This window comes from Streptomyces sp. URMC 123, assembly GCF_051386515.1.
Classification (GTDB): Bacteria; Actinomycetota; Actinomycetes; order Streptomycetales; family Streptomycetaceae; genus Streptomyces.
This window is the reverse complement of record NZ_JBPQTV010000143.1, coordinates 1-15636: the sequence shown is the minus strand read 5'-3', so window position 1 is coordinate 15636 and position 15636 is coordinate 1. Positions and strand designations below refer to the sequence as shown.

At 72.1% G+C, this 15636-nt stretch carries 18 protein-coding genes; 4 read left to right on the top strand and 14 right to left on the bottom strand.

Annotation, left to right across the window (positions count from 1 at the left end; all coding sequences use genetic code 11):
• Positions 1-355 precede the first annotated feature (355 nt).
• Together ACSNOD_RS17890 and ACSNOD_RS17885 are read right to left on the bottom strand one after the other, a co-directional pair.
• The gene (locus ACSNOD_RS17890) at positions 356-715 is read right to left on the bottom strand and encodes a hypothetical protein (protein ID WP_436767955.1); all 360 of its coding nucleotides are present in this window, start codon (positions 713-715) and stop codon (positions 356-358) included.
• Positions 716-995: 280 nt separating this feature from the next.
• A complete protein-coding gene (locus ACSNOD_RS17885) occupies positions 996-1193 on the bottom strand; it encodes a hypothetical protein (RefSeq protein ID WP_436767954.1) in 198 nt (65 codons plus the stop codon).
• Positions 1194-1309: 116 nt separating this feature from the next.
• Between ACSNOD_RS17885 and ACSNOD_RS17880 the strand changes: the two genes are divergently transcribed.
• Positions 1310-2176 carry a helix-turn-helix domain-containing protein gene (locus tag ACSNOD_RS17880; protein ID WP_436767953.1) on the top strand — a complete coding sequence of 289 codons (867 nt, stop codon included), beginning with the start codon at positions 1310-1312 and terminating at the stop codon, positions 2174-2176.
• A complete protein-coding gene (locus tag ACSNOD_RS17875) occupies positions 2130-2348 on the top strand; it encodes a DUF397 domain-containing protein (protein WP_436767952.1) in 219 nt (72 codons plus the stop codon). The genes ACSNOD_RS17880 and ACSNOD_RS17875 overlap by 47 nt, the downstream gene beginning before the upstream one ends.
• A gap of 69 nt (positions 2349-2417) precedes the next feature.
• On the opposite strand, the gene ACSNOD_RS17870 is transcribed toward ACSNOD_RS17875, so the two are convergent.
• The 11 genes from ACSNOD_RS17870 to ACSNOD_RS17820 form a co-directional block, all read right to left on the bottom strand.
• On the bottom strand, positions 2418-3401 hold the full coding sequence (locus tag ACSNOD_RS17870) for a zinc-binding dehydrogenase (protein WP_436767957.1): 984 nt from the start codon (positions 3399-3401) through the stop codon (positions 2418-2420).
• A 117-nt stretch (positions 3402-3518) separates the two neighbouring features.
• Positions 3519-4292, bottom strand: coding sequence for an SDR family NAD(P)-dependent oxidoreductase (locus ACSNOD_RS17865; protein ID WP_436767951.1), 774 nt, complete (start codon positions 4290-4292; stop codon positions 3519-3521).
• 149 nt (positions 4293-4441) lie between these two features.
• Complete coding sequence (locus ACSNOD_RS17860) at positions 4442-4939, bottom strand: hypothetical protein (RefSeq protein ID WP_436767950.1); 498 nt, start codon at positions 4937-4939, stop codon at positions 4442-4444.
• Between the two features lie 65 nt (positions 4940-5004).
• Positions 5005-6102: an S-(hydroxymethyl)mycothiol dehydrogenase gene (locus ACSNOD_RS17855; protein WP_436767949.1), complete on the bottom strand. Its 1098-nt coding sequence runs from the start codon at positions 6100-6102 to the stop codon at positions 5005-5007.
• Between the two features lie 185 nt (positions 6103-6287).
• On the bottom strand, positions 6288-8003 hold the full coding sequence (locus ACSNOD_RS17850) for a M4 family metallopeptidase (RefSeq protein WP_436767956.1): 1716 nt from the start codon (positions 8001-8003) through the stop codon (positions 6288-6290).
• Between the two features lie 339 nt (positions 8004-8342).
• Entirely contained in the window at positions 8343-8861 is a 519-nt protein-coding gene (locus tag ACSNOD_RS17845) for a GNAT family N-acetyltransferase (RefSeq protein WP_436767948.1), read from the bottom strand.
• A gap of 75 nt (positions 8862-8936) precedes the next feature.
• Positions 8937-9215, bottom strand: coding sequence for a hypothetical protein (locus ACSNOD_RS17840; protein WP_436767947.1), 279 nt, complete (start codon positions 9213-9215; stop codon positions 8937-8939).
• A gap of 287 nt (positions 9216-9502) precedes the next feature.
• Positions 9503-10336 carry a helix-turn-helix domain-containing protein gene (locus tag ACSNOD_RS17835; protein WP_436767946.1) on the bottom strand — a complete coding sequence of 278 codons (834 nt, stop codon included), beginning with the start codon at positions 10334-10336 and terminating at the stop codon, positions 9503-9505.
• Positions 10326-10847 carry a DUF6879 family protein gene (locus ACSNOD_RS17830; protein WP_436767945.1) on the bottom strand — a complete coding sequence of 174 codons (522 nt, stop codon included), beginning with the start codon at positions 10845-10847 and terminating at the stop codon, positions 10326-10328. Before ACSNOD_RS17830 ends, ACSNOD_RS17835 begins: the two co-directional genes overlap by 11 nt.
• Positions 10831-11037 (bottom strand): hypothetical protein, encoded by a 207-nt coding sequence (locus ACSNOD_RS17825; RefSeq protein ID WP_436767944.1) that lies wholly within the window; start codon positions 11035-11037, stop codon positions 10831-10833. The genes ACSNOD_RS17830 and ACSNOD_RS17825 overlap by 17 nt, the downstream gene beginning before the upstream one ends.
• A 192-nt stretch (positions 11038-11229) precedes the next feature.
• A complete protein-coding gene (locus ACSNOD_RS17820) occupies positions 11230-11805 on the bottom strand; it encodes a TerD family protein (RefSeq protein WP_436767943.1) in 576 nt (191 codons plus the stop codon).
• A 219-nt stretch (positions 11806-12024) separates the two neighbouring features.
• Between ACSNOD_RS17820 and arfB the strand changes: the two genes are divergently transcribed.
• Positions 12025-12453 (top strand): alternative ribosome rescue aminoacyl-tRNA hydrolase ArfB, encoded by a 429-nt coding sequence (gene arfB / locus ACSNOD_RS17815; RefSeq protein WP_436767942.1) that lies wholly within the window; start codon positions 12025-12027, stop codon positions 12451-12453.
• Between the two features lie 149 nt (positions 12454-12602).
• On the opposite strand, the gene ACSNOD_RS17810 is transcribed toward arfB, so the two are convergent.
• Positions 12603-13103: a flavin reductase family protein gene (locus ACSNOD_RS17810; protein ID WP_436767941.1), complete on the bottom strand. Its 501-nt coding sequence runs from the start codon at positions 13101-13103 to the stop codon at positions 12603-12605.
• A gap of 577 nt (positions 13104-13680) precedes the next feature.
• Here ACSNOD_RS17810 and cdgB point away from each other — a divergent pair.
• Positions 13681-15495, top strand: coding sequence for a diguanylate cyclase CdgB (gene cdgB / locus ACSNOD_RS17805; protein WP_436767940.1), 1815 nt, complete (start codon positions 13681-13683; stop codon positions 15493-15495).
• Positions 15496-15636: the final 141 nt, after the last annotated feature.

The window sequence follows — 15636 nt, the reverse complement described above, 5'->3', positions numbered from 1 at the left end:
CCCCACCGCGGGCGCGTCGCTCTACGGGCCGGAGGGGACGTGGCGGGGTGCCCCCGCAGCGCGGCGCACATGCTCCCGGGGGGAGCCGAAGAACAACCCGCACGGTGCGCCGCCGAGGAGGTACCCCGGTGCGGCACCGACCCCCGCACGGACAGGGCGCACGACCGCAACCCACCACCCCCGCGCCGAAGGCGCGGGCAGACGCTTGTGGCGCCCACGTCACACGCGACGTGACCGTGGTCGTCGCGCAAACCCGCCGGGAGGGCACCCCGTACCCCGGCGCGGCACCGACCCCCGCACGAACAGAGCGCACGACCGCAACCCACCACCCCCGCGCCGAAGGCGCGGGACTGAATTACTTCGCCCGCACGACACAACTCGTCGGGGCGAGAACCGCCACCGAGCTCCCACACGCGTTGCTGCCGCGCGAGGCATGCATGTTCGCGTCATTCGTGAACACCCCGCCGGAGGCACCCGTGTGACGAGCCGGCTGATGCCCGCCCTGCGGAACCTCGCACTCCATGGGGGTCAGAACCTGCAGGAAGCTGCGGCACGCATTGGCGCTGTCGTCGGCGGTGCTGTTGCCGATGCCCGTCAGTACTCCGCCGGAACCCCGGCCGTTCCCGGGGCCGTCCTGGGCGACGGCCGGGCCGCCGACCGCGACGACCGTCGCCACGATCACTGCCGCCAGGCCGCTGGCCTTGATGAACTTCATGCGTTCTCCCGCTCGTCGGATGAGACGACTGTCGCGAGCAGCATCGCCACCGCCCCCGCACCGCATGCACGCACGGGCCACGGACCACCCGGACCGGCGATCAACCGCTTTGCGTGGACGGTCATCACTGGCGGCCCTTGCGGGCGCAGATCGCGCAGGGGAACGGGCACGGCTTCACCGGGGCGCCCGGGGGGAGGCGGACGACGGCCCCGGGCTTCGGTACGGGCTCCTTCTCCCGTGGCGCGTCGGGCTCGCGCCGCGGCGTCGCGTCCACGGGCCGTCACACCCGGTCCTCGGGCCGGACCCGTACGGCCGTCCGTTCCTGCCCCCTGGCCAGCCGCAGCGCGGTGACCGGGCACCACCACGGGGGCCGCCCGGCGGTCGGGCGGAGCAGCGCCTGGTCGCCGTGCTCGGCGACCACCCGCCCCACCGCGCCGGTCCGCGTGTCCACCACGATCGCGCCTGTCCGATACGTCATTGCCCTGCGCCTTCCACGGATCATCACTCTGAGTGGTGCCACTGTGGCGCTGCGCGGCTACGGTGGGGAGTAGCGGCTGTCCAACTATGCGCGTTGAGAGACAGGGGAGTTGTGGCGTGCCGGCACCCAAGAATCTTGATCCGTCATCGCCCCGCGAGTTCTACGGAGCGGAGTTGCGGTATCAGCGTGAGGCCGCCGGCCTCACGCAGGCACAGCTCGGTGAGCGGGTCTACGTCAGCGGTTCGTTCATCGGCCAGTTGGAAGTGGGCATGCGGCGCATGCCCATGGACCTTGCTCAGCGGATCGATCGCGAGCTCGACACGGATGGTTACTTCGAGCGGCACTGCGCGGCCGTACGGCGGTCCAAGCATGCGGAGTTCTTCGCCGATGTGGCCGAGATGGAGGTCTCGGCGGTACGAATCAGTTCGTACGCGGCCATGCTCGTCACCGGCTTGCTTCAGACCGAGAGCTACGCGAGGGCGGTCTTCCGTGCTGTCGAGCCCCTAGCGCCACGAGATGAGATCGAACGGCGAGTGCAGGCTCGCATGGAGCGGGCCCGGCTCCTCGCCGATCCAACGAGCCCGCAGTTGTGGGTGATCCTCGATGAGAACGTGCTGCGGCGGCCGGTTGGCGGGGCGCTTGCCATGGCAGAGCAACTCCGGCACATCGCAGGGCTGGTGCGCGACGACCGCATCTACGCCCAGGTGCTGCCGTTCGACGTTGGCGCTCACGCGTCGCAGGAGGGCGGCCTGTTTTTGCTGGAGTTCGTGGACGCTCCGACGGTCGCGTACGTCGAAGGCCTCCATTGGGGACGGCTCGTGGACGATCCGGCGGCAGTCGCCCGGTGCGAACAGTCCTACGATTTCCTCAGGGCTGCCGCGTTGCCGCGCGAGGCGTCCCTCTCCCTCATCGAGTCGGCGGCAGAGGACTTCGACCATGACCGCTCAACCGGATATGAGTGCAGCGATATGGCGGAAGAGTAGCCACAGTGGCGGAAGCGGCGGCGAATGCATCGAGGTCGCCGAAGGCGACCTCGGGACCGTGCCCGTGAGGGACTCGAAGGACCCTCACGGACCCGCCCTCCTCTTCCGCGCGGACGCGTGGTCCGCGTTCGTGACCGCCGTCAAGAACGGTCAATTCGACAGCCGTACGTGACGGGGACCCACGCCCACATCACGTCACCCACGGTAGCCCCGCCCCGGAGGGGCCACCGCGCCGTCGTCGTCAGGGGACGAGGACGACCTTGCCCTGCGTGGCCCGGGTCTCCAGCGCCGTGTGCGCCGTGGCCGCGTCCGCCAGGGGGAAGCGGGTGAGGGCGGGTACGAGCTTGCCCGAGGCCACCGCGGCCATCGCGAGGTCCTCCAGGCCGCGCAGGCCGCCGGGGCGGTCGAGCAGGCGGGGGCCGACCACCGTCTCGGAGGTCACGCCGCGCTGGGCGAGTTCCTCCTCCGTCGTCGCCGTGGGGGCGCCGCCCGGCAGCCAGCCGTAGACGAGGTGGCGCCCGCCGCGGCCGACGAGGCCGAGCGCGCCGCGGCCGAGGTCGCCGCCGACGCCGTCGAAGGCGATGGTCACCGCGCGGTCGCCGAGGGCCGCGCGGACCCGCTCGGTCCAGTCCGGGGCGGTGTAGTCGACGGCGAAGTCCGCGCCGTTGTCGAGCACCGCGTCGACCTTCGCGGGGCCGCCCGCCGCGCCCACGACCGTGGCGCCCGCGTCCTTCGCGGCCTGCACGAAGAGCGTGCCGAGGCCGCCGGCCGCGGCCATGACCAGCACCACGTCGTCCGCGGTGAGCGCGGCGATCTCCAGGATGCCGACGGCCGTACGACCCGTGCCGATCATGGCGACGGCGCGGTCCTCGGGCAGTCCGTCCGGGAGGGGGTGCAGCGACTCGACGGGGGCGAGGGCGAGTTCGGCGTAGCCGCCGCTCGTCTGGCCGAGGTGGGCGACGACGCGGCGCCCGAGCCAGCTCTCCGGTACGCCGTCGCCGGTGGCGTCCACTCTGCCGGCGACCTCGCGGCCGGGGGTGAAGGGCAGTTCGGGGAGCGGGAAGGGGCCGCCGGCGACGCCGGCGCGGATGGTCGTGTCGACGAGGTGCACGCCCGCGGCGGCCACGGCTATCCGGACCTGGCCGGGGCCGGGCGTGGGGTCGGGCACCTCCTCGAAGAGGAGGTTCTCGGCCGGTCCGAAGGCGTACTGGCGGATGGCGTGCATGGCGGTCTCCAGGGTGAACGGTTCGAGATGCGCGCCCGTGGGGGGCTGGCACGAACCACTCAACAACCTCAAGTTAGCTGGAGGTCAAGGCTCGGGGACGGCCGTGTTGGGGACGCGTCAGAGCTCGCGGTGCACCTTCGTGTTGGACGCCTGCGCGCGGGGGCGGACGACGAGCAGGTCGATGTTCACGTGCGGGGGGCGGGTGACCGCCCAGCCGATCGTGTCGGCCACGTCCTCCGCGGTGAGCGGCTCCGCGACGCCCTCGTAGACGCGCGCGGCCTTCTCCTGGTCGCCCCGGAAGCGGGTCACCGCGAACTCGTCCGTCCGCACCATGCCGGGCGCGATCTCGATCACCCGCACCGGCCGGCCGACGATCTCCAGCCGCAGGGTCTCGGCGAGCACGTGCGCGCCGTGCTTGGCGGCGACGTAGCCCGCCCCGCCCTCGTACACGCCGTGGCCGGCCGTGGAGGAGACCACGACCACCGTGCCGTCGCCGCTCGCGGTGAGCGCGGGCAGCAGGGCCTGCGTGGTGTGCAGCACGCCGAGGACGTTCACCTCGTACATCCGGCGCCAGTCGTCCGGGTCGCCGGTGGCGACGGGGTCGGCGCCGAGCGCGCCGCCCGCGTTGTTGACCAGCACGTTCACGGAGGGGAAGCGGTCCAGGAAGGCGGCGAACGCGTCGACCGCGGCCCGGTCGGTGACATCGAGGGCGTACGCCGTGGCCTCGTGGCCGGCCGCCGTCAGCTCCGCGGCGAGCGCCTCGATGCGGTCCGCGCGGCGCGCGGTGAGGACGACGTGGTAGCCCTCGGCGGCGAGCCGGCGGGCGGTGGCGGCACCGATGCCGCTGCTCGCTCCGGTGACGACGGCGGTACGGAGAGCGGCGGTGGCCATGGCGTGCGTCCTCGTCTTCCGTTCTGCGCCCGCCGGGTTCGGGCGGGCGTTCGACATCCGGCCAGCATAGGCAGCCACCGGCCCGGGGGCGCGGCAGGGCGCGGCCGGACGCGGGGGAAAGCGGCGCGGGGGTCGGCCCGGGTGCGCGGTCAGACGCGGGGGAAGCGGGACTGCAGGTCCCAGATCACCGGGTTCTCCGCGAGCGCGTCATGCATGTCCGTGAGGTCCGCGATCACGTCGTGGAGGAAGTCGCGGACCTCGCGGCGCAGCGCCCGGTGGTTGAACGTCAGCGGCGGCTCCTCGGCCGGCTGCCAGTCCGCCGTGATGTCGACCCACCCGAAGCGCCGCTCGAACCGCAGCCGGTCCGTGGACTCCGTGAAGTCCAGCTCCGCGTACTGCGGCTTGTTCGAGCGGCTGCCCCGGGGGTCGCGATCGAGCTGCTCGACGATGTCGCACAGGGCCCACGCGAAGTCGAGCACCGGCACCCATCCCCAGGCTGTGGACAACTCGCGGTCCGCCACGGTGTCGGCGATGTACACGTCACCGCAGAACAAATCGTGACGAAGCGTACGAACGTCCGCCGTGCGGTAGTCCGTGTGCGTGGGGTCGGGGAAGCGGGGGGAGAGGGAGTAGCCGAGGTCGATCACCCCCCGATGGTGTCAGAAGGCGGCACCGGGACACGACGAGCGACCGGGGCCGGCCGGCCCCGGCGTCAGAGCTCGACCACCGACCGGAGCACGTCCCCCCGCCGCATCTTCTCGAACGCCTCCTCGATGTCGTCGAGCGCGATGGTCTCGCTGACGAAGGCGTCCAGGTCGAGCCGGCCCTGGAGGTAGAGGTCGATCAGCACGGGGAAGTCCCGCTCCGGCAGGCAGTCCCCGTACCAGGAGGACTTCAGCGCGCCGCCGCGCCCGAACACGTCGAGCAGCGGGAGCTCCAGCTTCATCTCGGGCGTGGGCACGCCCACCAGCACCACCGTGCCGGCGAGGTCGCGGGCGTAGAACGCCTGCCGGTACGTCTCCGGGCGGCCCACCGCGTCGATCACCACATCCGCGCCGTGGCCGCCGGTGAGCTCCTGGACGGAGGCCACCACGTCGGCCCGGCCGGCGTGGACCGTGTGCGTGGCGCCCAGGCCGCGGGCCTGCTCCAGCTTGCGCTCGTCGAGGTCGACGGCGATGATCCGCGCCGCGCCGGCCAGCCGGGCGCCGGCGACGGCCGCGTTGCCGACGCCGCCGCAGCCGATCACGGCGACGGAGTCGCCGCGTCCCACACCGCCCGTGTTGAGCGCGGCGCCGAGGCCGGCCATCACGCCGCAGCCGAGCAGGCCGGCCGCGGCGGGGGAGGCCGCCGGGTCGACCTTGGTGCACTGCCCGGCCGCCACCAGCGTCTTCTCGGCGAAGGCGCCGATGCCGAGGGCGGGGGTGAGCGCCGTGCCCTCGCCGGGGCCGGAGGCCAGGACCATGGGCTGGGCGGCGTTGTGGGTGGCGAAGCAGTACCAGGGGCGGCCGCGGCGGCAGGCCCGGCACTGGCCGCACACCGCGCGCCAGTTGAGGATCACGAAGTCGCCGGGGGCGACGTTCACGACGCCCTCGCCGACGGCCTCCACGACGCCCGCGGCCTCGTGCCCGAGGAGGAAGGGGAAGTCGTCGCCTATCCCGCCGTCGCGGTAGTGCAGATCGGTGTGGCAGACGCCGCAGGCCCGGACCTTCACCACGGCCTCGCCCGGCCCCGGGTCCGGCACCAGGATCGTCTCGACCCGGACCGGTTCGCCCTTGCCGGGTGCCACCACACCCCGTACACGCTGAGCCATCTGACTGCCTCTCGCCCTGTTCAACTGCCTGTTCAACTGCGGGTCTGTTGTGCGGAAGCCACTCTCGTACGGGGGTGGGCCGGGCGTCCACCGGGCCCCGCGGGCAGCGTCGCTCCCGAGACATGGTGGCGGGCTCGTGGCCGCCGTGCGTCTCGTTTCGCCGGTGCGCGACCGCGCGCTCCGCCTTACTTCACGTTGACCGCGGCCCAGGCGGTGGCGACCGCCTTGTACTCGGCGCCGGTGGTCCCGTACAGGTCGCCGGCCGCCTTCAGGGTCGCGGCCCGCGCGCCCTTGTAGTCGGTGGTCGAGGTCATGTACGTGGTGAGCGCCTTGTACCAGATCTTGGTGGCCTTGTCCCGGCCGATGCCGGTGACCGTGGAGCCGTCGGCGGTGGGGCTGTTGTAGGAGACGCCGTTGACGGTCTTGGCGCCGCTGCCCTCGCTCAGCAGGTAGAAGAAGTGGTTGGCCGGGCCCGAGGAGTAGTGGACGTCCACGTTGCCGAGGCCGGAGTACCAGAAGTCCTTGGACGCGCCGTCCTTGCTGGGCTTGTCCATGTAGCGCAGCGGGGTGCCGTCGCCGTTGATGTTGATCTTCTCGCCGACGAGGTAGTCGCCCGGGTCGGCCGGGTTGTTGGCGTAGAACTCCACGGCGGCGGCGAAGATGTCGGAGGTGGCCTCGTTGAGGCCGCCGGACTCACCGCTGTAGTTGAGGTTGGCGGTGGCGGAGGTCAGGCCGTGGCTCATCTCGTGCGCGGCCACGTCCAGCGAGGTCAGGGGCTTGGAGTTGCCCTCGCCGTCGCCGTAGGTCATGCAGAAGCAGCTGTCGTCCCAGAAGGCGTTGACGTAGTTGCTGCCGTAGTGGACCCGCGAGTAGGAGGCGGTGCCGTTGTTCTCGATGCCGTTGCGGCCGAGGACGTTCTTGTAGAAGTCCCAGGTGGCGGCGGCGCCGTAGTGGGCGTCGACGGCGGCGCTCTGCCGGCCGCCGCCCCAGACGTCGTCGGTGTCGGTGAGCAGCGTGCCCTTGCCCGAGGTGCCCTGGCGCAGGTCGTACGTCTTGTGGCCGCCGCGGGCGCCGTCGGTGAGGTTGTACGAGCTGCCGCTGCGGGTGGTGCCCAGGTTCACCTTGCCGCTGTACTGGCCGGTGCCGGTGCCCGTCTTGATCTGCTCGTTGGTGAAGAGCTGCTTGCCGGTGGCGGCGTCGGTGACGACCACGAGGCGGCTCGGGGTGCCGTCGTGCTGGGTGCCGGTGAGGACGGTCTCCCAGGCGAGGACGGGGGCGCCGGAGGCGGCCCAGATCACCTTGCGGGGGGCACGCTCGGCGGTGATCTTCTCGTCGTGGGAGTCGGCGCCGTTGGCGGCGATGCCCTGGGGGGCGGCGCTCCTGCCGGCGGCCTTGGCGGCCTTCTCGGCCTCGGCGTCCTTGGCGGCGTGCACGGACTCGGCGGCCTTCAGCGCGGCCTTCTCCGCGGCGGCGGCGGGCTGCGCGGCCTCGGTGCTGGGCACGGCTATGGAGGCCTCGGTGGCCTTGTCCACGCTGCGCGAGCCGTTCTTCTTCTCGTGGACGACGAGGTCGCCACCGAGGACCGGCAGGCCCTCGTAGGTGCGCTCGTAGCGCGTGTGGACGGTGCCGTCCGCGTCCTGGACGACGTCACGGACGACGAGCTTCTCCTTGCCGCCCAGGCCGAGGGACTTGGCCTCGGCCGGCGCGTCCGCCTGGGCCTCCTTGACGGCGGCGGCGTACGCGGTGACGGACAGCTTCTCCGCCGAGGCCCCGGCGGCGCGGTCCGTGCCGGCGGTGGCGGACCCGGCCTGCACGCCCACCGCGACCATGGCGGCGGAGGCGACCAGCGCGGCGGCGCGGAGGGTGTATCTGCGGGCGTTCTTCTGCGGAGCGGTGGACAGCCGACTCACTCGTTTTCTCCTCGATGCGGGGCCGCTGTGGGGGCGGCCCGAGTGGGGGGTTGAGCAGGAGTGGTGCGAAGTGCGCAAGCGAAACGAGAGCTGCCTGTGGTGAGCTGCGAGGCAGTGAGCCGAGAGTGCCAGCGATCGACCGTTTCTGACAGGTCTGTGACAAGGATTTAACCGAAGGATGTTCGTTTGATGAACCATGAGGTTCGTTAATCGGGACATTGCGGGATCATCAACGGGCGTGTCGGGGGCCCGGGTTGAGTGCGGCGCGACCCGGGGGCGAGCATGCCTGTGACGCCCCTCCGGACCCGGGGGGCGTGGACTCGGCGGAGCCTAGAGGGACTTGCGGAGCACCGCGCAGGGGCGGCCGTGGCGGCGGTCGCGGCGGTGGTCGACGACCTCGTAGCCCAGCGCCGCCCAGAACGCCAGGGCGCGGGCGTTGGTCTCCAGGACCGCGAGCCGCACCGCCGTGCGGCCCTCCGCGCGCAGCCGGTCCTCCACCAGGCGGGCGAGCTCGCGCCCGTACCCCGTGCGCTGCTCCTGGCCGTGGACCATGAGCAGGCCGATCCACGGGTCGGGGTCGTCCACCTCGGGGTGCTCGGCGAGGGTGATGGCGACCCCGACGAGCCGGTGGCCGTCGCGGGCGAGCAGCACCTCGGTGGCGGGGTGCGCCAGCTCCTGGGAGAGGCTCGCCGCGACCTGTTCCGGGCGGATGTCGTCCGGGTCGGGGAAGTCGCCGCTGATGCGCTGGTAGACCGGGTCGGACCGGTAGAGCGCGGTCAGCTCGTCGAGCAGCGGCGCGGGCACGCCGTGCTCGTCCTTCTCGTCGACGGTCAGCGTCTCGAGTCTCATGCGCCGCACGGTAGTGCCGGCGCGGGGCGCGGTGGGTGCGGCGCACGCGGGGCGTACGTCATGCGGCCCCGTACGTCACGCGGGGGCCGCCGCCCCGCCGCGGTCCTCACCGTGGCCGTGCGCGGGGGCGTTGTGCGGTGGCCCCGGACTCAGGGCCGCGGCCACCGCGGCGGCCGCGTCCTCCCGGAGCATGCCCACGTCCACGAGGACATGGCCCTGGTGGGTGACGACGCCGCGGATGGGGCCGTGGGCGGACCGGGGAACGCCGAGCGCGGCCAGGGCTCCGCGGAGCGCGTCCGCGGCGCGGTCGGCCCGCTGCCAGCGTTCGCGCCACTGCGGCATGGGGAGGGGCATGTCAGTGCCCCTCCCCGTGAGCGGCGATCTCCGCGCCGCGGCCCGCCGCGGCGGCGTGGTCACCGTTCGCCAGCGCGGCGGCGCGCTGCGCGACGAGGGCGGCGCACACGCCACACCCGGGGGCCGCCTCCGGCGTCCGGGACGCCCCATCCGTACGAACGCCCGCCGGCACCCTCGATCGTGCGTCGGTCATTTCCGCTGCCTCCCCGAATTCGGTTTTCCGTGGGAGACAATGGTCCACCCGAAAGGCGCCGGAGAGCGCCGTTATTCGCGTTGTCAGGTAAAGTTCATGAGCGGAACTGGTCGGCCCATGCCGACAGGCGTTCCCTGGCCGGTTCGTCGAAGAGGGCGTGGCCCTCGTACTCCGCGAATTCGCTCACGTAGGCGGACACGTCCCGGTGGTCGCGGAAAATCATCGCCCCGGTCGACGTCTCCACCGTCGCTATCCGGGCGTCGTAGACGGTGAAGGTGTTCAGCGCGCACACCGGCACATGGCCGTCCAGCGGGATGACTCCCAGCCGTACATTGGGCAGGAGGCTCACGGATATCAACCGGTCGATCTGCATGGCCATGGCCAGGGCGGGGAGGAAGGGCCATCTGGCGGCCTGCTCGGTCAGAATGAACGTGAAGTGTTTCGACGTGTCGTGAAGGACCGCTTGCCGCTCCAGCTTCTTCGCGATGGCCTTGCTCTGATCGCCGGGAACATGGGCGAGGCTGGCTCTGACGTATTCGGGCGTGGCCAACAGGCCGGTCACCATCGAGAGCAGAAAGTAGCGGAACTCCGAAGAGGTCTTCTCGAACCCGGCCAGTTCGTTCTGCTTCTTCTCCAGGCCCGTCCGCCGTTGTGACCACACATCCTGCCACTCGGTATGGGCGATGCGGGTCAGGGCGGCCATTTGGGTGACGAGGTCGGGCGGGGCCTCCAGTGCCCGCAGGATCAGCTCCACGTCCGCAAGTCGCGGCGTCAGCTTCGCGCTCTCGATGTTGCTGATCTTCGTCTGGGACATGGTGCAACGCCGGGCGAGCCAGGCCTGCGTGCGCCCGGCTCGCTTACGGAGCGTCCTGAGGGTTTCGGCCAGATCGGCCTTCGACCGACCCAACGCGTCCGGGTCAAACGTCAAGGCCCTTCACGTACTCCTCGAAGGGAACCGACTCGGCCAGCGCGATGCGCTGGTATTCGAGGAAGGGGGCCACGTCCCCTTCGTACACTTCCCTGTTGATCTGGGTGCCGTCCGCCGCGTAGTTCATGAGAACGACGTCCGACCTGTCGAACATCCAGAAATCCTGGACGCCGGCCAGAGGGTTGTGCCGATCGGTCACATCCATGATGCGGATGTCCTCGCCGGCCCGGACGTGAGGCCGGTAGCACATGAACTCGAACCGGAGATAGTCCGACAGTGGGCGTGTGACGACGTGTACGCGTCCCTTGCTCTTGCCCTCCCGGCGCACCCGCTCCAGGTCCTCCGCGTACTCATTCGCGTCCGGATGGGGATCGACGCGCCGGCCGGCGAGAAAGGCCTGAAACCGTTCCTCTTCCTGCGGAACCTTGTACACGGGCAGGGTTTCGAGCCGCCACGCCTCCCGAGCGAAGTCCCGGAATTTCGCGTGCCACGCCTCACCATCCAAGAGCACGGACGGCCTCCCGGAACACCGATTCGGGAATCTCCACGAGGCTCTCGCCCTTCGGCGGGACGAACACGTCGCACGGGTTTCCCTGGACGACGAAGGAGCCGGATGCGGTTCTGTAGACGTTCGGGCAGTCGTTCTGACTGCACTCACCGTTGCCGTTGCCGGTGAGCCGGGTCAGTTCCTCACGAGCCATGGTGAACCCCCTCGCGCAGGCCTCTTCCGAGGCGTCGCCACGACGGTACGGAAGCGTCGCCGCGGTCGTCCATGCGGCGACGCCCGTATTCGCGTTGTCGCATAAATCGCTGCCGGCAGGGCCGGGGCAACAGGAAGGGGCCAGACCGGAGGTCTGGCCCCTTGGGGTGGGCGATCCGCCCGCCGGGGTGGGTCAGACGTTGACGCCGAAGTCCTGGGCGATGCCCGCGAGGCCCGACGCGTAGCCCTGGCCCACCGCGCGGAACTTCCACTCCGCCCCGTGGCGGTACAGCTCGCCGAAGACCATCGCCGTCTCCGTCGCCGCGTCCTCGCTCAGGTCGTAGCGCGCGATCTCCGCGCCGCCCGCCTGGTTGATGATCCGGATGTACGCGTTCCGCACCTGGCCGAAGCTCTGGCTGCGGGACTCCGCGTCGTAGATCGAGACCGGGAAGACGATCTTGTCGACGTCCGCGGGGAGGCCCGCGAGGTTCACGTTGATCTGCTCGTCGTCGCCCTCGCCTTCACCCGTCCGGTTGTCACCGGTGTGGACGATCGTCTGGTCCGGCGTCGCCTTGTTGTTGAAGAAGACGAAGTGGCTGTCCGAGACGACCTTGCCACCGGGGTTGACGGCGATGGCACTGGCGTCGAGGTCGAAGTCGGTGCCGGTGGTGGTGCGCACGTCCCAGCCGAGGCCGACGGTGACGGCGGTCAGGCCGGGAGCCTCCTTGGTCAGTGAGACGTTGCCGCCCTTGGACAGGCTTACAGCCATGGGAGATGTCCCTTTCCTCGTCGATCGTGCTCGGGCTCCGTGCTGAGGACGAAGCTACCGTCACCCTGCACAACGCCTGTCCGGCACGGAGAGGTTCCAGATCTCTTTACTTTCTTTACGTTTCTCTGGCGTCCCCCGCCGCGCCCCGGCGCCGTCCCACCGCGCCCCGGCCCGAAAACCGGGTGACGACCGCCCGCCGGAGGCGGAATCATTGACCGCATGTCCGGTCCTCACGTCATCCGCGGTTCGGTCTCCCTGCCGGAGTCCGAGCTCATGTGGCGTTTCTCCCGCTCCTCCGGACCCGGCGGCCAGCACGTCAACACCAGCGACAGCCAGGTGGAGCTCCGCTTCGACCTGGCGCGCACCGACGCGCTGCCCCCGGTGTGGAAGGAGCGGGCGCTGGAGCGCCTCGCGGACCGGCTGGTCGACGGGGTGATCTCCGTACGGGCCTCGGAACACCGCTCCCAGTGGCGCAACCGGGAGACCGCCGCCGTACGCCTGGCGGCACTCCTGGCGCAGGCCACGGCGCCGCCGCCGAAGCCGCGGCGCGCCACGAAGATCCCCCGCGGCATCAATGAGCGCCGGCTGCGCGAGAAGAAGCAGCGGGCCGAGACCAAGCGCGGCCGCAGCGGTCGCGACTGGGGCTGAACCGCGGGGAGGGCCACCGGCGCCGGCACGGGGGAGCGCCGGTGGCCGTACGGTCCGACGGGCGCGGGGGGCCCGTCGGACCACCCGCGCGCCTCCTCGTACGGACCACCACCGCCCCCGTACGACGTACGGACCCGTACGGCCCCGGCTCAAGCCAGCCGCCGGTACCGCCCCCGGAAGTACATCAGCGGCCCGCCCTCCGTACTGGGCGAGTGCGCCGTGAGCACCCGCCCCACCACCAGCGTGTGGTCCCCGGCCGTCACCCGCTGCTCCGTACGGCACTCGAGCACCGCCAGCGCGCCGCCGATCAGGGGCGCGCCCGCCGCCTCGCCGCGCACGTACGCCAGGTCCTCGAACAGCAGCCGGTCGCTGACCCGCCCCTTCATCGCGAACCGGCCGGCCACGTGCCGCTGGCTCTCCGACAGCACGGACACCGCCCACAGGGGCTGCCGCTCCAGCAGCTCGTCCATCCGCGACTCGTTGCGCACGCTGACCATCACCAGGGGCGGGTCCAGCGACACCGACAGAAACGCGGTGGCGGTCATGCCGACGTCCTCGCCGCGCGGCCCGTCCTCCGGGTCGTGCGCCGTCACCAGCACCACTCCCGCCGCCAGCCGGGACATGGCGGCACGGAACTCGTCCTCGCTCACTCCCTCAGCATGGGCCACCGCGCCGCGCGGGGCGGCCGGGACGGCGGGTACGGGCGCGGCGGCGACCACGGGCCCTCCATCGGCGGCGGACCCCCCGCCGGCGGCGGGACCCGCGGCGGGGCCCGCAGCGAGACCCGCGGCAGGGCCCATGCCCGGGCCCACGGCAGGGCCCGCAGCAGGGCCCGCGGAGGGAGCGGTACCGGCATCGGAGCCGGCGTGATCGGCGGTGACAATCTTGGGCAGCACACGGGAACGCTAACCGCGCCCCCGCGCCCTCCGCATCGGACCCCGGGACCAGCGGGGCCCCCGGCACCCGCCCTAGGCCATAGGTCCCTCCCAGCTGGCGGGGCCGCCCCGCCGCCCGCGCCCCGCCCCTGGCCTTCGACAAGTGGAGAACACCGCGCCCCACTCCGCTCCCGTGCCGCCAACTCCTCATCACTTCTTGTGACTTGAGTCACACGAGGCGTTAATTGTTGACCCTGTGTACCGAGTGAGCAGCTCGCTGTGATTCAGTGGCCGTGGAAATCGGACGACAAGAAACCTGGAGTAGCTGTCGAGGTCTCGGGGAGAGCGAGCGATGGAGACCGAGTCGGAACCGTATGTCCGTCTTGCGACCCTGCGGCAGTTGCACCATGTCGTCGCGGACCTCAACACAGCCCGCAGCCTGGCGGACACCCTGCAGACCGTCGCGGACGGCGTGATCACCGGCCTCGGCTATGAACTGTCGGCGGTCAACCTGGTGCGCCCCGACGGCGACCTCGTCGTGGCCGCCGTCGCCGGCAGCGCGGGCGCCGAGGCGCTCATGGCCGGCCGGGTGGGCTCCCGCGCCGCCTGGGAGCGGCGCCTGAGCATGGGCGTGCGCTGGGGCGAGCTGCGCTTCATCCCGCACACCGAGGGCTGGGTCCTCGACGACGACGACGTGCCGCAGTGGCACCCCGGCGGCCCCGAGCCCCGGTTCGCCGACGAGTGGCACCCCATGGACCGCCTGCTCGCGCCCATGTACGCCAGCAACGGCGAACTGCTCGGCGTGATCTCCGTCGACAAGCCGCGCAACGGGCGGCGGCCCGGCCCCTGGGGGCGCGAGGCGCTCAGCATGTACGCCTTCCACGCCGCCATCGCGATCAGCAACGCCCGGCTGCGCGCCAACATGCAGCGCGCCCTGGTGCGGCTGGAGCGCGAGCAGCAGGCGCTGCGCGCGAGCGAGGAGAGCTTCCGACAGGCGTTCGAGTACGCGCCCAGCGGCATGGCCATCGCCGAGATGGGCGGCGACCAGCACGGGCGGCTGCTGCGCACGAACGACGCGCTGTGCCGGCTGCTCGGCCGGCCCGCGTCCGCGATGCGCCGCTACTCCTTCTCCGACCTCGTCCACCCCGAGGACATCGGGACCCTGCTGCGCACCTCCGCCGAGGGCGGGCGGGCCGAGCTGCGGCTGGCCCGCCGCGACGGCTCCTACGTGTGGGTCTCGCTGCGCAACTCCGTCGTCGCCGACGCCGCCGACGGGCCGCGCTTCCTCCTCACCCACGTGGAGGACATCGAGGAGCGCAAGCGGCACGAGCTCGCGCTCGCCCACCGCGCCAGCCACGACTCCCTGACCGGCCTGCCCAACAGCGCCGAGCTGCGGGCCCGGCTCAGCAGCCGGCTCTGCGACCGGCCCCTCGGCGGGCCCGGCGCCGCCGCGGACGCGGCCGGCCCGTACGGCGCCGACCCCGGGCTCGACGGGTTCGGCGGCTACGGCGGCTACGGGACGACCGGCGCGCTCACCGACGGCGGGTACGCGGGCGGCGGGCCGGCCGGCCCCGGCGGTGGCGCGTACGGGGCGGGGGGCGCGTACGACGACGGCACGGCGGCCGGCGGCGACGACGACACCGACGAGCACGGGTTCCGCAACGACGGCTTCGACGCGCCCTTCGGCGGGCCGCCGGCCGTCGGCGTGGGCGGCTACGACCACCACCATGTGCACGCCGTCGCGCCCGAGGGCGAGGAGGACGACGGCACGAAGGGGCTCGCCGTCCTCTTCTGCGACCTCGACGGCTTCAAGTCGATCAACGACCGGTTCGGTCACCACACGGGGGACGCTGTCCTGATCGAGGTCGCCCGGCGCCTCGCCAACGGCGTCCGCGAGGGCGACACGGTGGCCCGGCTGGGCGGCGACGAGTTCGTCGTCCTCGCCGACGGCCTCGGCCGCGCCGACGCGCAGGACCTCGCGGTGCGGTTGCGCAACGCGATCATTCCGCCGATCCGGGTGGACGGCCGCGGGGTACGGGTCGGGGCGAGCTTCGGCATCGGCTGGGCGGCGTGCGGGATGTCGGCGGAGGAGGTGCTGGCGTCGGCGGACCAGCGGATGTACGTGGAGAAGCGGGCGCGGGCGAAATCCCACCGCCGAGCGGGTTAGCCTCCGGCTCGGTTGGCGCGACGTCCCCGTTGTGGCTCGTCCGTGACGTGACCGACGCTGCTTTTCCGCCCCTTCGGGGCGGGGGGTGGTTGGTTGCGGTCGTGCGCTCTGTCCGTGGGTGGTGTCGGTGCCGCACCGGGG

What these genes read in the sequence shown, in the direction of transcription:
- ACSNOD_RS17890 (WP_436767955.1), bottom strand. Translation starts at nt 715, where the DNA reads ATGAAGTTCATCAAGGCCAGCGGCCTGGCGGCAGTGATCGTGGCGACG.
- ACSNOD_RS17885 (WP_436767954.1), bottom strand. Translation starts at nt 1,193, where the DNA reads ATGACGTATCGGACAGGCGCGATCGTGGTGGACACGCGGACCGGCGCG.
- ACSNOD_RS17875 (WP_436767952.1), top strand. Translation starts at nt 2,130, where the DNA reads ATGACCGCTCAACCGGATATGAGTGCAGCGATATGGCGGAAGAGTAGC.
- ACSNOD_RS17870 (WP_436767957.1), bottom strand. Translation starts at nt 3,401, where the DNA reads ATGCACGCCATCCGCCAGTACGCCTTCGGACCGGCCGAGAACCTCCTC.
- ACSNOD_RS17865 (WP_436767951.1), bottom strand. Translation starts at nt 4,292, where the DNA reads ATGGCCACCGCCGCTCTCCGTACCGCCGTCGTCACCGGAGCGAGCAGC.
- ACSNOD_RS17855 (WP_436767949.1), bottom strand. Translation starts at nt 6,102, where the DNA reads ATGGCTCAGCGTGTACGGGGTGTGGTGGCACCCGGCAAGGGCGAACCG.
- ACSNOD_RS17845 (WP_436767948.1), bottom strand. Translation starts at nt 8,861, where the DNA reads ATGAGACTCGAGACGCTGACCGTCGACGAGAAGGACGAGCACGGCGTG.
- ACSNOD_RS17840 (WP_436767947.1), bottom strand. Translation starts at nt 9,215, where the DNA reads ATGCCCCTCCCCATGCCGCAGTGGCGCGAACGCTGGCAGCGGGCCGAC.
- ACSNOD_RS17825 (WP_436767944.1), bottom strand. Translation starts at nt 11,037, where the DNA reads ATGGCTCGTGAGGAACTGACCCGGCTCACCGGCAACGGCAACGGTGAG.
- ACSNOD_RS17820 (WP_436767943.1), bottom strand. Translation starts at nt 11,805, where the DNA reads ATGGCTGTAAGCCTGTCCAAGGGCGGCAACGTCTCACTGACCAAGGAG.
- arfB (WP_436767942.1), top strand. Translation starts at nt 12,025, where the DNA reads ATGTCCGGTCCTCACGTCATCCGCGGTTCGGTCTCCCTGCCGGAGTCC.
- cdgB (WP_436767940.1), top strand. Translation starts at nt 13,681, where the DNA reads ATGGAGACCGAGTCGGAACCGTATGTCCGTCTTGCGACCCTGCGGCAG.